This is a genomic window from Streptomyces tauricus (genome assembly GCF_014650955.1).
Classification (GTDB): Bacteria; Actinomycetota; Actinomycetes; order Streptomycetales; family Streptomycetaceae; genus Streptomyces; species Streptomyces tauricus.
The window spans coordinates 620,921-635,312 of the sequence record NZ_BMVY01000001.1; the positions used below are offsets into that span (position 1 = coordinate 620,921).

Here is a 14,392-nt window from a genome sequence, read left to right on the forward strand (position 1 = left end):
TTCCCCTGTCCGCGGGGGCCTGCTGTCACCCGGCCCGGAGCCGCCCCTGCTCGCTGATGTCACTGTTGTCGTGGTTGTCGTGCGTTTCGATGACGTGGACGCACCGGGCGAGGGCGGCAGTCATGTAGCGGCGCCAGAGCGGGGCGAAGGGTCCGGCGAGGATCCAGCGGCGGCCGGGCAGCGGCTTGAACTCGTAGGTCCAGCGGATGAGCGTGCCGTCACCGTCGGGGTTGACGTTGAACTCGCCCCGGACGCCGGCCGCGAGGCGGGACAGCACGTTGGTGAAGTTGGTGAGCTGGTAGGCGAAGCTGGAGTCCGGTACGTACTCGGTGAGTTCTTCGTCGACCTGGGAGCCGTCGTCGAACTGCGGGTTTCTCCGCGGTCCCGCGTGATCCCAGGCCTCGGTCTGGTTCTGCACGCTGCTGACCCCTGGGAACGGGGCCACCGGGCGGAAGACGGTGGGCAGATCGATGGGCGCCAGGACACGGAAGGCGTCCTGCGGCGCTGTACGGGTCCGCTGCTGGACGGTGATGGCGACGGTCCGGTCGGCCGGGCCGATGAGGAGAGTGGTCATGGTTCAGTGCTCCGAGGTGGTGAGGAGGGTGGGGTAGTCGGTGTAGCCGCGGTGGTCGCCGCCGTAGAAGGTGGCCGGGTCGGGCTCGTTGAGCGGCGCGCCCGTGCGGACGCGGTGGGGCAGGTCGGGATTGGCCAGTGCCGCGGCGCCGACGGAGACGACATCGGCCAGGCCGGAGTCGAGGTCGGCGAAACGGGTGGCGAGCGGGGTGCCGCCGCGGTTGACGATGAGCGCCGTGGACCACTGCCGACGTATGCGCCGCAGGAGTTCCTCGTCGGGGCCCTGGATGATGTGCAGGTAGGCGAGGCCGAGCGGGTCGATGGCGTCGAGCAGCGCCGGGTAGACCTCGTGGGTGTCGGGCTCGGTGATGTCGTTGTAGGGGTTGCCGGGGGAGACGCGCAGGCCCGTGCGGTCGGCGCCGATCTCGGCGGCCACCGCGGACGTCACCTCGGTGGCGAAGCGGATGCGGTTCGCGACGGAGCCGCCGTACCGGTCGGTGCGCTCGTTGGCGTTGGCGGACAGGAACTGGTGGACGAGGTAGCCGTTGGCGCCGTGGATCTCGACGCCGTCGAACCCTGCGGTGACGGCGGCTGCCGCAGCGCGGCGGAACTCGCCGACCACACCGGTGACTTCGTCGGCCGTCAGGGCCCGGGGGACAGGCATCTCCTGGGGGCCGGTCGCGGTGAACATGACGCCCTTGGGCTGTACGGCCGAGGGGGCGACGGGCGTGCGGTGGTGAGGGGTGTTGTCCGGGTGGGAGATACGGCCGGTGTGCATCAGCTGGACCACGATGCGGCCGCCCTCGGCGTGGACGGCGTCGGTGACCTCGCGCCAGCCGGCGATGTGCGCGTCGGTGTGGAGGCCCGGCGTCAGCAGGTAACCCTGACCGTCCTCGGAGGGCTGGGTGCCCTCGGTGATGATGAGAGCCATCGAGGCCCGCTGCCGGTAGTACTCGACGTTGAGTTCACTGGGGAGGCCGTCCGCCAGGGAGCGGTCGCGGGTCATGGGCGCCATGGCGAGCCGGTGCGGCAGTTGCAGGGCGCCGACGACCACGGGGGTCCAGACATTCATGGGTGAACGCTCTTTCTTTTGAGGGGAGTTGAGAGCTGGAAGGCGTGGGGTGCTAGAGGGAGGCGAGGGCGCGTACGCGGTCGGCGACGGCTCGGCGGGCCACGTCGGAGGTGAGGGCGATGGAGTCGAACTCGTGCGGGACACCGGGGTGGAGATGGAACTCCACCGGCACACCGGCCCGGCTGAGCTTGAGGGCGTAGGAGAGGTCCTCGTCGCGGAAGACGTCGAGCTGGCCGACCTCGATGTAGGCGGGAGGCAGACCGGTCGCGTCCTCCAAACGGGCCGGGGCGGCGGTGGCGGGTACGTCGGGCCCGCCCGCGGCGTCGCCGAGCAGGGCGGGCCACGCGGTGCGGCTGTCGTCGTAGGACCACAGCAGATAGGGCTCGATGTGCGGGTCGGGCGCGGCGGTGCGGTCGTCGAGCATCGGCATGAGCAGGATCTGCCGGGCGATGGACGGGCCGCCGCGCTCCCGGGCGAGAATCGTCAGCGCCGCGGCCAGTCCGCCGCCGGCGCTGTCGCCCATCACCCCGATCCGGCTCGGGTCGACGCCCAGTTCGCCGGCATGCTCGTGCAGCCAGCGCAGGGCGGTGTACGCGTCCTCGGCCGGGGTGGGGAAGGGGTGTTCGGGGGCTCGGCGGTACTCGACCGACAGCATCGGCACCCCGCTGGCGGAGACATAGCGGGCCACGGGACCGTCGAACAGGTCGATGTGGCCGAAGATGTAGCCGCCGCCATGGAAGAACAGCGCGGCCGGACCGGCAGGGGTGTCCGTCTTGGCGTACCAGCGCATCGTGATCTTCGTGCCGTCATCGGCGATCGCGTGGTACTCGGTGGTCGTGACGTCGGCCGGGACCGGCTGGGCCGCCGAGGCGGCGCCGATGATCGGCTCCCACAGGGCGCGGCGCGCGGCGACGTCGCCGACCGGCGGAGGGGTGGTGCCCGCCATGGCTTCGGCCATGGAGGCGAACACCTGGGCGAACTCGGGGTCGAGACTCAGTGACATGACTGTCCTGCCTTCTTGGGTGAGTTGGGTAATGGGCAAGGCCGCGCACACAACATGCTTCAAATTTGAAGTGTTGTGAGGCCTGGGCGTGCTCCGGTTTCGAAGGGGCACCGCAGGGTGGGCGGGTGGCAACTGCCCGTAGGGGCCTCAGGGGCCTCAGGGGCCTACAGCGAACAGCAGCTGCAACTTGCCCTGGCTGGGGGAACCGGGTACGGCCGTGAAGAGCACGAGCGTCTGGCGCTGTTCGGGATCCACCAGCATCTCGGAGTAGAGCTCCAGTTCGCCCAGTTCGGGGTGGAGGTAGCGCTTGAGGTCGTGGTGGTGGGTCACTCTCGCCTCGTGCAGCCGCCAGATCTCCTTGAACTCGGGACTGGCGTCGAGTAGCGCGGCGACGATCTCACCGGCTCTGCCCGTGGGGTCCGCGGTGTACGCGTCCCGGATCTCCGCGGCGAAGAGCCGGCCCCGTCGCGGATGGTCCTCGATGGGGTACAGACCGCGTAGCCGCGGGTCATGGGTGAACCAGCGGTAGGCCAGGTACCGGGACAGTCCCGAGTACTGGGTGAAGTCGCCCAGGAGCGCGATCGCCGGAGGCGTCTGCAAGAGCGCCTCGCCGAACCGTGACAACACGATGGCGGGCACGTCCGAGAGGCTGGTGACGATTCGCATCATGGTGGGACCGACATGGTCGTCGCGTACGATCCGCCGGGGTGCTGCGATGCCGCCGAGGACGAACAGGTGGTCACGCTCGCTGAGGTTGAGGCGCAATGCCCGGGCCAGTGCGACGAGCATTCGCTCCGAGGGTGTCGGACCACGTTGTTGTTCGATCCGGCTGTAGTAGTCGGCCGACATGCCGGCGAGTGCCGCGACTTCCTCGCGCCGCAAGCCTCCGGTGCGGCGGCGCTGCCCGCGAGGAAGTCCGACATCCTCGGGTTGCAACACCTCACGACGTGCACGGAGGAAATCCGCCAGCAACGCCCGGTCCATCGTCCGACCTCCCCTGTTCGACACATCGATCCTGGCGTGGGCGGCGGAGCGGATGAAGGCCTACTTCATCCGGGGACAAGTTGTCCCTGGTCGGGCCGGCCGGGGTGGGCGGGTGTGGTGGCCGGGGCGGCCCGGGTGGTCGTCGGCTGACGGCCGCGCGCGGTCGACCCTCGCCTCCACGTCCTCTAGGTGAGCGAGGTGGGGGGAAGGATGACGGCCTTTCCGGAGACCGGGCCCGCGGCGGCTTCGGCGTGCAGGGCCGGCAGGTCGGCCAGAGGCACCCGCCGGGTGATGTCCACGCGCAACTCACCGGCGTCGACCAGTGCCACCAACTGCGCCAGCTGGGTGGCGTCGCTCTCGACGAAGAGGTCGATGCCGCGGACGCCGCGCTTCTCGTCGGAAGGCGCGGGCATCCACACCGTCGTGTTCACCACGACACCGCCGTCGCGGACCACACCGGTCAGCGCGGCCAGCTGCGCCGGTTCGACCGGCGCGAGGTTGAGGACGACGTCGACCGGCTCAGCCAGTTCGGGAAGCCCGTGGCCGAGAACCTCATCGGCGCCGACAGCTTTGACGCGCTCGCTGCTGCGCGGGCCGGCCGTGGCGATCACATGGGCGCCGACACGCTTCGCGAGCTGCACGGCGTAGCCGCCGACCGCGCCGCCCGCGCCGTTGATCAGCACGCGCTGGCCGGCGGTCAGCCCCGCGTGGTCGAAGAGGGCCTGCCAGGCGGTGAGGCCGACCAGCGGCAGCCCGCCGGCGTCGGCCAGCGGAATGCTCGCGGGCGCCGGTGCCAGGATCCCCGCCGGTGCGAGGACGTATTCCGCGGCGGCTCCGGCGCCGGTCATCGGAAGGAAGCCGACCACCCGGTCACCCGTCTCGATACCGTCCACGCCCTCACCCAACGCGTCGACCGTGCCGGAGACGTCGATCCCTGGGGTGTGCGGCAGTGCCACAGGGATGGGGCCTTGCATGAAGCCGGCGCGGATATTGCCGTCGACCGGGTTGAACGAGGTCGCGGCCACCCGGATGCGGACCTCTCCGGCGCCGGGGACCGGCTGTTCCACATCCTCGTAGCGCAGGACGTCGGGAGAGCCGTACTCGTGGAAACGCACTGCCTTCATGGCGTACCTCAACTTTCACGACGCAGGAACTAATTCAGATTTGGACTAGTTTTCGGTCGGAGCCTGCTCCGACTTCGAAGAGACGCCCCGCCGGGACTACGGGAGAGTCGACAACCGCTAAGCGCCGACAGCGGACAGGAGTTGGAGCTTCTGATGGCTGGGGGAGCCGGGTATGGCGGTGAAGACCAGCAACTGCTGGCACTGCTCGGGATCCACCAGCATCTCGGAGTAGAGCTCCAGTTCGCCCAGTTCGGGGTGGAGGTAGCGCTTGAGGTCGTGGTGATGGGTCACCCCCACCTCGTGCAGCCGCCAGACCTCCTTGAACTCGGGACTGGCGTCGAGCAGCGCGGCGACGATCTCACCGGCCTTGCCTGTGGGGTCGGCGGTGTACGCGTCCCGGATCTCCGCCGCGAACACTCTGCCTCGCAGGGAATGGTCCTCGGCGGGATAGAGGCTGCGGACCTGCGCCTCACCCGTGAACCAGCGGTAGGCCAGGTACCGGGACAGTCCCGAGTACTGGGTGAAGTCGCCCAGGAGCGCGATCGCCGGAGGCGTCTGCAGCAACGCCTCGCCGAACCGTGACAACACGATGGCGGGCACGTCCGAGAGGCTGGTGACGATTCGCATCATGGTGGGACCGACATGGTCGTCGCGTACGATCCGCCGGGGTGCTGCGATGCCGCCGAGGACGAAGAGGTGGTCACGCTCGCTCAGGTTGAGCCGGAGCGCCCGGGCGAGCGAGACGAGCATCCGTTCCGAGGGTGCTGGACCACGCTGCTGTTCGATCCGGCTGTAGTAGTCGGCCGACATGCCGGCGAGTGCCGCGACTTCCTCGCGCCGCAAGCCTCCGGTGCGGCGGCGCTGCCCGCGAGGAAGTCCGACATCCTCGGGCTGCAACACCTCACGACGTGCACGGAGGAAATCCGCCAGCAACGCCCGGTCCATCGTCCGACCTCCCCTGTTCGACACGCCTATCCTGGCGCGAACCAGGAATCGGATGAAGGCCGACTTTAACCGGGGACAATTTGTCCCTGGCTTGGGCGCCGCTGGGCGCCGCTGGGACGAACATCGTCAGGCTGAGCGGACGGGTAGTCCGAGGTCGACTGCAGGTCTCCGTCGACAGAGGCGGTCTTGCCGACCAGTTGGTGAGGGCGGCCGTAGGCGTCGGCGAACTCCACCAGGACCAGCCCTGGTTGCGGATCGTCGGTGAGCCAGTAGATCGCGGTGGCGGGCAGTTCGCAACCATCGCCCGTGCCCAGGCCTGTGTCCATGGCCGCATGGTACGCATCGGGTGTCGCGTAAGGCTACGGGTACAGGGGCCACCCCCTACACCACCAGGGTCCGTCAACCCGTGGACGGACACCCCTGCCAGAGTGGGCCCCAGCAGATTTGCCCTTCGTCGTTCCCCTTCGTCGCCTCGTACAGCAGGACAGGAGCAGCCCGGATGAGTTTCTACGACCGGATGGAGGAGCTGTACGGCCTTCCCGCCTTCACGTTTCCCGCGCGGGAGGCGGCGACGGTGCTGCCCGCACCCGACGCCGTGGCATGGCGGATCAACGGCCAGCCCGACGCGGTGGTCTGGCGAAGCACCGTGGGGGAGCCGTTACCCGAAGAGGAGTCCTGGGACGAGGCCTTCGACCGCTTCTGCGCCGAGGTCGACACCACGCGGGTCCCTGCCCTGATCGTCGGCAGCTGGGACGACCCCCTCGACACGGACCCCTCTCAGGCCATCGAGTCACTGTTGGCCGCGCGTGACCGGCTGCCCGCCCTGCGGTCACTGTTCCTGGGGGACATCGTGGGCGAGGAGGCCGAGATCTCCATGATCAGCCAGACCGACGTCACACCGCTGCTGGCCGGCTTTCCCGCGCTGGAGGAATTCGGCGTGCGCGCGGGGGAGGGCAACTCCATGGGAGAGGTACTGCGGTTGCGGTTCCCTGCCCTGCGCCATGACGCGCTGCGCAGGCTGACTGTGCAGAGCGGTGGCCTTCGGGCGGACGTCGTACGCGGTGTGGGGGCGAGTGAACTGCCCGCGCTGGAGCACCTCGACCTGTGGCTGGGCATCTCGGAGTACGGAAGCGACTGTACGGTCGCCGACCTGGAACCGATCCTGTACGGCGACCGGCTACCCCGGCTGCGACACCTGGCCCTGCGCAACAGCGAGATCCAGGACGAGATCGCCGCCGCCCTGGCCTCCGCTCCGGTGGTTGCCCGGCTCGACGTGCTCGACCTGTCCATGGGCACGCTGAGCGACGACGGCGCGGCCGCGCTCCTCGAAGGCCAGCCACTCACTCACCTCAAGAAGCTGGACCTGCACCACAACTTCCTGAGCGAGCCGTTCCGGCAACGGATACGCGAGACGCTCGAACCCGCGGGTGTGGAGGTGGACCTCGACCGGGGCGACGCGGAACCGGACGCCGACGATGACGACACCGTCCAGCGCTATGTCGCCGTCGCGGAGTGAACCCCGCGAGAGCGGTCGAAGAGTCCTGGCTCACCGATAACTCATCGATCTTGAGCTCGGACACCGCGACAGGGCCGCCCGTTGCGGGGTCCTACAAGATCTCGACAGCCCCGGGCGGAACCGGTCCCTCGCCCGCGTAGGTGTCGCCCCGTGGTGCCGACGGAGCGTCGTCCTCGGCGAGCGTCAGGCTGGGCCAGGGCCCGGCGAGGGTGGCGTCGTCCAGGGCGATGCCGAGATGGTCCAGTACGAGAGCCACCGCAGGTGCCGTCCCGGCGCCCTCACCTTCGTGCGCCGCGAGCGCCGTCGGCCCCGTACCGGGTGAAGACCTCCTCGGGGCTCAGGTCCCGGGAGAAGGTGACACACATTCCGGCCACCGCCCAGCGGAGCGAATCCAGGTCCACGTCTGTCCTCACGTCTTGCCTCCGTCGTTCACGCCGGTATCGCTCACCAGCCCGGCCGGGCCGCCGTGTTCCCGGCCATACGCGTGGCGCGAGGGGAGCCGGGCTCATGTTGCCTGATGGCCGCGGAGGTTATTGCAGCAGGATCATCATGCGGAGCAATCCGCAGCAAGGCCCATCCGTAGAGCTGACCTTGGTGAGAGGACGAACACATGGATGTGTATGAAGCCGTGAACAGTCGCAGGGCTGTGCGGGCGTTCAGCGACGAGCCCGTACCCAGGGAGGTACTTGATCGAGTGCTGGCCGCAGCGGCGCGGGCTCCCTCAAGCGGCAACCTTCAGCCTTGGCATGTGTATGTCGTGACGGGCGAACCCTTGGCCGAACTGAAAAGGCGCGCGACGACCAGGGCGCTGACGGGGGACCCCGGTGATGAGCGCGAGTATCCGATGTACCCGCCCGATCTGGCCTCACCGTATCTGGACCGTTTCTCCGCTGCGGCTGCCCTGCGGTACGAGGCGCTGGGAATCGAGCGCGACGACCCTGACAGGCCTATGAAGATCGCCGCGTTGAACACCGGAGCGTTCGGGGCGCCGGTCGTACTGTTCTGCTATCTCGACCGGACGATGGGCCCCGGGCAGTGGGCGGACGCGGGGATGTATGTGCAGACGGTCATGCTGTTGCTGAGGGCGGAAGGGCTGCACAGCTGCCCCCAGGTGATGTGGACGCAGTACCGCAGGACCGTCAGCCAGCTGGTCGGAGCCGACGACGGGCGTGTGCTGTTCTGCGGTGTCTCGGTGGGATTCGAGAAGGAAGGCGCGGCACAACTGCGCACCGGGCGGGCGGACGTGACAGAAACAGTGAGCTTCCTCGGAGCGTGACGGTCCGCTCCGACGCCCCGCCGCTCACACGGGCGGTGTTACTCCCTTCCGGCGGGTGGTCCCGGCGCGTCAAGGCAGTCCGGGAACCGGGCCCTCAGGCGTCGAACCCGAGGTGGGCGAAGACGACGTCCCGTACCCGCAGTACCGCATCGGGATCGATCGCGGCGAGTACCGGCAGCGCGTGCTGCCAGCCCTCCGGGGACAGTGCCTCCGCGAGGAGGCTCCGGGCACGCGGGAGGTCGGGGCCGGCGGGAGGCGGGAAGAGGAGCGTGGCCAGGCGCCGGGCGAGCAGGACGACGTCGGACGGGTCATGGAGCGGAACCGGAACCGGTACCCGATCGCCGGGCAACAGGGCGGCGTACGCGGCGAGGTGGGCGAAGGCCGTCGCGCGCTGCTCCGCGTCCTCTCCGCGCGCGGCCATGGTCCACGCACTCTCGTGGTCGCCGAGCGCGGCGTGGACGAGGGCCGATCCGCTCACCGCCCGTGCGCCACCGGGCCGCGGTGGCGCGTATCTCCGAATCCCGTCGAGGCGCCTGCGCGCGCCGGTCGGGTCGGTGGTGGCGGTCAGCAGACTGAGCAGCACCTCTCTGCTGCCCGGGTGGAGCCCGTCATGGCCTCGGTAGCCCGTACCCACATCCTCCGAGGGGTCCAGGACGGCGGGGGAGTGCAGTACCTGCCTGACGCGCGCGCCGAGTTCACCGTCGTGGGGCCCCACCGCGACGAGCAGCCGTACGAGGGGCAGCACGGAATCGCCGCCCACGCCGCTCGCGCCGCCAGGCACGCCGTCGAGTACTTCGCCGAGCAGGTCGTTCACCAGCCGGGCCGCCCCCGACGGATCGTGCGCCCACAGTCCCCCGGCGGCCTCGACACGCGCACGATCGCGGTCGTACGTGCCCGGCGGGGCGTTCTCGTGCGCCGGGGCCCGCAGGATGTCCGCGACGCGTTCGCCCGCGCCGGCCCATGCCAGGGCCTGGACGGCGGTGGCCATGGGGGAGGGGGTCGCCCAGTCCTCGTCGAGCTCCGACGACAGGTCGACGGCCGCCTCGGCGAGACGCAGCGCCCGGCCGGGGTCGGTTGCGGCTACGGCCAGCGACACGGCGGCGAGGCCCCAGGCGCGTACGGAGGGTTCGCTGATCGCCGTCACCAGTCGTTCCGCTTCGTCGGGCCGGCCCGCGGTGGCGAGGGCACCCGCCAGGGCGGCGAGACGCTCCTGATCGACCGTCGGCGCTACCTTCGTGGCGGTTCGCGGCGGCCCGTGCTCGGCCGTGTGGAGCAGTTCCAGCGCTCGTTGCGGGTCGGTGGCGGCGAGGTGCCCGGCGAGTACGGCCAGCACCTCGGCGGCCTCCCACCAGGACGGGCCGTCCGGTGCGGAGTACTCCTGGGCGACCAACGCGGCCACCAGCTGCTCGGCGGCACCGACACCGGTACTGGTACTGGCACTGGCACTGGCATCGGCACCAGCGCGTACAAGGGACTCGACGACGCGCTGAGTGGTGTCGTCGATGTCGCCGTCGAGTACGCCGGCCCGCCGGGACTGTTCGCGTGCCGCCCAGGCCTCGGTGGCCGAACCCCGGCGGGCCCAGCCTTCGGCGACCACCGACCAGACGACCCGCTGGGCACGCAACCTGCCCGGATTGCCGATGTGTTCCGCGAGCCGGTGGGCCTCCGTCATCCGGCCGGCCGCGACGAGTGCGCAGACGTCACCACACGTCGCCTTGCCATCGGCTCCGTGCCAGCCCCCACGCTCGGCTCCGTGCCCGCCCCCATGCCCAGCTACGTGCTCGACCCCGCGCGGCTGGGCCGCAGGCATCCGGGCCAGTCGCTCCGCATCCTCGGGACGCGTGTCCCGAAGGGCCTCCGCGGTGATGGCGTAAAGGTTCTCGAAGTCGCTGGTGTCACGACACCCGGCGAGCTCGGCCACCTCCCCGTAGAGCCGTGTCGCGTCGTCGGGAAGGCCGCACGCCGCGCACGTCTCGGCGAGGGCCGCCAGGACGCGTACCCGGTCCGGAAGGAACTCGATCAGCTCGGCGGACTCCTCCGCGAGCCGGAGCAGGCCGGCCGCGGCCGCCGGGTCCCGCAGGACGCCCGCGGTCGTGATCAGGGCCCCGACGAAGGCTTTGGCGCCCGGGCCGTCGTGGGCCCGGGGCTTCTCACGCAACCCCCGCACCGCCTCCTCCTCACGCCCCGCCAACACCAGGGCCGTCGCCCGCAGACCCTGCGCCGCCCACACGCCCTGCGCCGCCGGCAGGCCGCCCGTGCGGCCGGACGCCGCCTCGTTCATCGCCCGCTCCGCCAGCCGCGCCGCTTCCTCCGCCAGCCCGGCCGTCCGGCTGTCACCCGTCTCCGCCAGGACACGTGCCACACCGAGTACGGCCCTGGCGCGGTCCCCGGTCCTGAAGACGCTGCGGGCCAGGCCGAGGGCATGGCGTACCCGGCCGAGTCGCGCGTATCCGGCCGGGATGTCCGGATGCAACGACTCGTTGCGCCGGGCCACCAGATCCTCCGCCGCCGCCAGCGCGCCCAGCGCCCCCAGGTCGTCGGGGGTGCCCCGGCGAACCGTCTCCCGCGCCGCCGCGATCTCCGCGAGGCACGCCGCGTCGCTCCCCGTCGCCTCCCGCAGCCGGTTCCGCCGCCGTAGGTCCGTGGCCAGGGCGGTGGCGCGTCCCGCGTCCTGGAGGAACGCCACCAGACGGCCGTAGGGCTGGAGCAGATACAGCGGGGTGCTCTCCGGCCAGCCCCGGCGCTCGTACGTCTCGGCCCAGACGCGCAGCCGCTCCCAGTACGTGTCGACGTCCGGCCCGAGTTCGTCCCGGGCGGCCACGAGGAGTGTCTCGTGGGCGAAGAGGTAGCCGCGGCTGGTCGTGTACAGCGTCACGTCGGCCTCGCCGGAACCGCCGATACCGCCGCCCCGCAGCCGCAGGATGCGGCCGAACACACTCCCGAGCTTCTGCCGCAGCGAGTAGCCCGTCTCACCCGTCAGTTCGCGCAGGTCCTCGATGGAGAGGGTGCCACGCGCGGCGGTGAGCAGGCCGACCACATCACGCTCCAACCGGTCGCCGGCCAAGGCCTGTTGCAGGTCGAACTTCGCCTCGTGCTCGGTGTGGCGGGCCGCTTCGGAGGTGGCCAGCTCCACGACCGGGCAGTGGCGCAGCGGGTGCCCGCCCGTGACGTCCGGCGGGATGCCGGGGTTCGGCCGACTGGTCACCAGGACGCGGACGTTCGGCGGGAGGCGTCCCGGCAGCAGGGAGGCGATGCTGGTGCCCGCGCCACCGGGCACCCGGGACTGGTCCTCGTCGAGGCCGTCGACAACGAGCAGCAGCGTGCCGCCGTCCTCGGCGACCCGTTCCGCGGCCTCCCGCAGCAGCAGCCGGCGTTCGCCGTCGCGGGCCGCCGGGGAACCCGCGACGGCCGGCTCGCGGCCCACGATCGCCGCGAGTTGCTCGACGACGGCCGCCGTGTACGCGTCGCTGTCGGACTGTCCGGCGTACCGGGCGGTGATGAAGAACCACACCGGCACGACCCCACGCGGCGGACGCAGCGCGAACCAGGCCGCCAGTGCTGTCTTGCCCGCCCACGGACGACCCTGCAGCCAGAGGTACGGCTCCGGTCCGCCGCAGAAGGAGACCAGGTCCGCCAGTTCGGACTCCCGCCGGTCGAGCAGTTCGGGCGCGATGTCGGTGAGCTGCGCCCGGTACGCCTCCTGGACGAGGTCGAGGGCGGCGGCCGGCCCGCTGCTGGGCAGCGCCATGAGGTCGTGGCCCAACAGGCTCTCCAGGCGGGCCCGTTCGCTCGCGCTCAGCGCGTCCGCCCACCGGTCGACCCGTCCCGCCGCGATCCGGCCCGGCCCCTCCCTGCGGTGGTGGCGGCTGACGACACCGACCAGGTGTGCGCCGCTGAACACGGCCGCGCCCGACATGCCTTCCCAGGCGTCCCGCGCGGGGTCCGGGTCCTCGGCGGGCGGCGCGGTGATCCGCAGGTCCAGGGTGCCCTCGCGCCGGTTGGCGAGCACCGCGCAACTTGCGTCCATGTGCTCGGCGTCCCGGAAGCGCCTGCCGGCTGCGTCGGTACGCAGTTTGAAGCGGGGGAATCCCATCGCCGTGCAGCTCAGTACCGTGTCCTGCTCGTCGATCCTGCCGAGGGAGACGGGCGGGACGTCCTCGGCGGCGGTCTCCGGCAACGTCAGTACGGCGATGTCGACGGCGTCATTCGACCAGGCCAACTCGGCGTCGACGACTCGTTCCCCGGGCCGCCCCGCCTGGAAGCGGACGCGGATGCCGTCGGCGCCCGTGACGACGTGCGCGGCGGTGAGGACCGTGCCCGGCGCGACGAGGTACCCGGAACCACGCCGCCCACCGCCCCCGCCCGCCGGCATGCTGACGATGATCTCCGCGGTGCGCTCCGGCCGTATCCCGCGCTCAGATCTCGTCGTCAACCTCGTCACCCGTGATCAGCGCCGTCTCCGCCGGACCCCCGCCGGGCGGCACGACCTTGGGAACGAGGGTGAGCGTGATCCGCTGCGTCTCGGCGTGCCCGTACGTGCCGCTGGCTCCGGCGTCGACGACCCACAGCCGTACCTTCGCGTCGCCGCCGCCCTCCCGGGTGACGGCGACGGACGTCTCGACCTCCACGGGTCCCAGTTCGAAGCGGAGCATCCTGCCGTCGCCGTCCGCGAGGGCCGAGGTCAGCTGCTCACGCAACTCCCGGATCATGTCGGCCAGTTCGATCACGCGTCCCCCTGGTACGGCTTGTACGGCGGTGCTCAGATGCTACAAGTCGGCGCGGCGCGACACCGGTGGGCTGCGCTGACGGGAGGCCGGTCGCGCGGTCAGGTCGATTCGCGTACCACGAGTTCGTTCGGCATGATCACCGGGTCCGTGGGGCCGCCGTCTATCAGGTTGAGGAGCAGGTGGACGGCCGCGGTCGCCTGGTCCGCCATCGGGCTGCGTACCGAGGTGAGCGCGGGGCTCGTGTAGGACGCGGCCTCGATGTCGTCGAAGCCGATGACCGCCACGTCCTCGGGAACGCGTCGGCCCGCCTTCTGGAGGGTGCGCAGGGCTCCGATCGCCATCAGGTCGTTGGACGCGAACACCGCGTCGAGGTCGGGGTCGTCCTCCAGGAGCTGGCGCATGGCCTCGGCGCCGGAGACTCGCGTGAAGTCGCCCAGTGCCACGATCGAGCGACGGCCGGTGTCCCGGAGCGTCTGCCGGTAGCCGTCGAGGCGTTCACGTGCCTCGTAGAGTTCGAGCGGCCCGGTGATGGTGGCGATCCGGCGCCGGCCGCGCTCCAGCAGATGACCTACGGCCAGTGCCGCACCGCCGGCGTTGTCCAGCGCCACGTACGGGACGTCCTGTGCGGAGGTGCGGTTGAAGGACACGACGGGCAGACCCTGCCGGGCGAGCGCGGCCGGCAGGGAATCCGTACCGTGCAGGGCGACCAGCAGCACGCCGTCCACGTGTCCGCCGGCGATGTACTGCACCACGCGGGTCCGGCTCTGGTCCGACTCCGCGAGCATGAGCACGAGCCGTTTGCCCGCCTTCTCCAGCTCTCTGCTGACGGCGCGGACCACGGCGGAGAAGAGCGGGTCGTCGGAGACGACTCCCTGCGGCGGGTCGGAGACCACCACGGCGAGGGTGTCGGTGCGGCGGGTGACGAGGTTGCGGGCGGCCCCGTTGGGCACGTAACCCAGTTCGTGCACCGCCTGCATGACGACGTCCCGGATCTCCGGGGCGACCGTCGTCTCGCCGTTGATGACGCGGGAGACGCTCGATTTGGACACGCCCGCCCGAGCGGCGACCACTTCCAGAGTGGGGCGTTTCATACCTGTCCGTCCCCTGTGCCGCCGCCCGGGTTCGTGCGCGGGGCGGGTTTTCTCATCAGGGCGACCTCCGGCTCAGCGTCA

The 14,392-nt window shown here is 70.9% G+C and carries 14 protein-coding genes; 2 read left to right on the forward strand and 12 right to left on the reverse strand.

Features of this window, described 5'->3' with window-relative positions; genetic code table 11:
- Nucleotides 1-25: 25 nt before the first annotated feature.
- The 7 genes from IE278_RS02540 to IE278_RS02570 all read right to left on the reverse strand — a co-directional run bounded on the left by IE278_RS02540 (nt 26) and on the right by IE278_RS02570 (nt 6,027).
- The gene (locus tag IE278_RS02540) at nt 26-574 is read right to left on the reverse strand and encodes an SRPBCC family protein (RefSeq protein ID WP_189768219.1); all 549 of its coding nucleotides are present in this window, start codon (nt 572-574) and stop codon (nt 26-28) included.
- 3 nt (nt 575-577) lie between these two features.
- The gene (locus IE278_RS02545) at nt 578-1,645 is read right to left on the reverse strand and encodes an alkene reductase (protein WP_189768221.1); all 1,068 of its coding nucleotides are present in this window, start codon (nt 1,643-1,645) and stop codon (nt 578-580) included.
- Between the two features lie 52 nt (nt 1,646-1,697).
- Nucleotides 1,698-2,648, reverse strand: coding sequence for an alpha/beta hydrolase (locus tag IE278_RS02550; RefSeq protein WP_189768223.1), 951 nt, complete (start codon nt 2,646-2,648; stop codon nt 1,698-1,700).
- A gap of 156 nt (nt 2,649-2,804) precedes the next feature.
- Nucleotides 2,805-3,632, reverse strand: a complete 828-nt coding sequence (locus IE278_RS02555) for a helix-turn-helix transcriptional regulator (RefSeq protein WP_189768225.1) — start codon at nt 3,630-3,632, stop codon at nt 2,805-2,807.
- Nucleotides 3,633-3,817: 185 nt separating this feature from the next.
- Nucleotides 3,818-4,756, reverse strand: a complete 939-nt coding sequence (locus IE278_RS02560; protein ID WP_189768227.1) for an NADP-dependent oxidoreductase — start codon at nt 4,754-4,756, stop codon at nt 3,818-3,820.
- A 117-nt stretch (nt 4,757-4,873) separates the two neighbouring features.
- Nucleotides 4,874-5,701, reverse strand: a complete 828-nt coding sequence (locus IE278_RS02565) for a helix-turn-helix transcriptional regulator (RefSeq protein ID WP_189768229.1) — start codon at nt 5,699-5,701, stop codon at nt 4,874-4,876.
- A 65-nt stretch (nt 5,702-5,766) separates the two neighbouring features.
- Complete coding sequence (locus IE278_RS02570; protein WP_189768231.1) at nt 5,767-6,027, reverse strand: hypothetical protein; 261 nt, start codon at nt 6,025-6,027, stop codon at nt 5,767-5,769.
- Nucleotides 6,028-6,200: 173 nt separating this feature from the next.
- Here IE278_RS02570 and IE278_RS02575 point away from each other — a divergent pair, with 173 nt between their 5' ends.
- A complete protein-coding gene (locus tag IE278_RS02575; protein ID WP_189768233.1) occupies nt 6,201-7,217 on the forward strand; it encodes an STM4015 family protein in 1,017 nt (338 codons plus the stop codon).
- Nucleotides 7,218-7,308: 91 nt separating this feature from the next.
- On the opposite strand, the gene IE278_RS42075 is transcribed toward IE278_RS02575, so the two are convergent.
- Both IE278_RS42075 and IE278_RS42875 read right to left on the reverse strand, forming a co-directional pair.
- Entirely contained in the window at nt 7,309-7,473 is a 165-nt protein-coding gene (locus IE278_RS42075) for a hypothetical protein (protein WP_246569767.1), read from the reverse strand.
- Between the two features lie 22 nt (nt 7,474-7,495).
- Nucleotides 7,496-7,630 carry a hypothetical protein gene (locus tag IE278_RS42875; protein ID WP_281403095.1) on the reverse strand — a complete coding sequence of 45 codons (135 nt, stop codon included), beginning with the start codon at nt 7,628-7,630 and terminating at the stop codon, nt 7,496-7,498.
- Nucleotides 7,631-7,827: 197 nt separating this feature from the next.
- On the opposite strand from IE278_RS42875, the gene IE278_RS02585 reads away from it, so the two are divergent.
- Nucleotides 7,828-8,493 (forward strand): nitroreductase, encoded by a 666-nt coding sequence (locus IE278_RS02585; protein ID WP_189768235.1) that lies wholly within the window; start codon nt 7,828-7,830, stop codon nt 8,491-8,493.
- A 94-nt stretch (nt 8,494-8,587) separates the two neighbouring features.
- On the opposite strand, the gene IE278_RS42880 is transcribed toward IE278_RS02585, so the two are convergent.
- The 3 genes from IE278_RS42880 to IE278_RS02600 form a co-directional block, all read right to left on the reverse strand.
- Nucleotides 8,588-12,925 carry a trypsin-like peptidase domain-containing protein gene (locus tag IE278_RS42880; RefSeq protein ID WP_189768237.1) on the reverse strand — a complete coding sequence of 1,446 codons (4,338 nt, stop codon included), beginning with the start codon at nt 12,923-12,925 and terminating at the stop codon, nt 8,588-8,590.
- Nucleotides 12,909-13,220: a trypco2 family protein gene (locus IE278_RS02595; RefSeq protein WP_189768239.1), complete on the reverse strand. Its 312-nt coding sequence runs from the start codon at nt 13,218-13,220 to the stop codon at nt 12,909-12,911. The genes IE278_RS42880 and IE278_RS02595 overlap by 17 nt, the downstream gene beginning before the upstream one ends.
- A 98-nt stretch (nt 13,221-13,318) precedes the next feature.
- Complete coding sequence (locus IE278_RS02600; protein WP_189768242.1) at nt 13,319-14,311, reverse strand: LacI family DNA-binding transcriptional regulator; 993 nt, start codon at nt 14,309-14,311, stop codon at nt 13,319-13,321.
- Between the last annotated feature and the right edge of the window lie 81 nt (nt 14,312-14,392).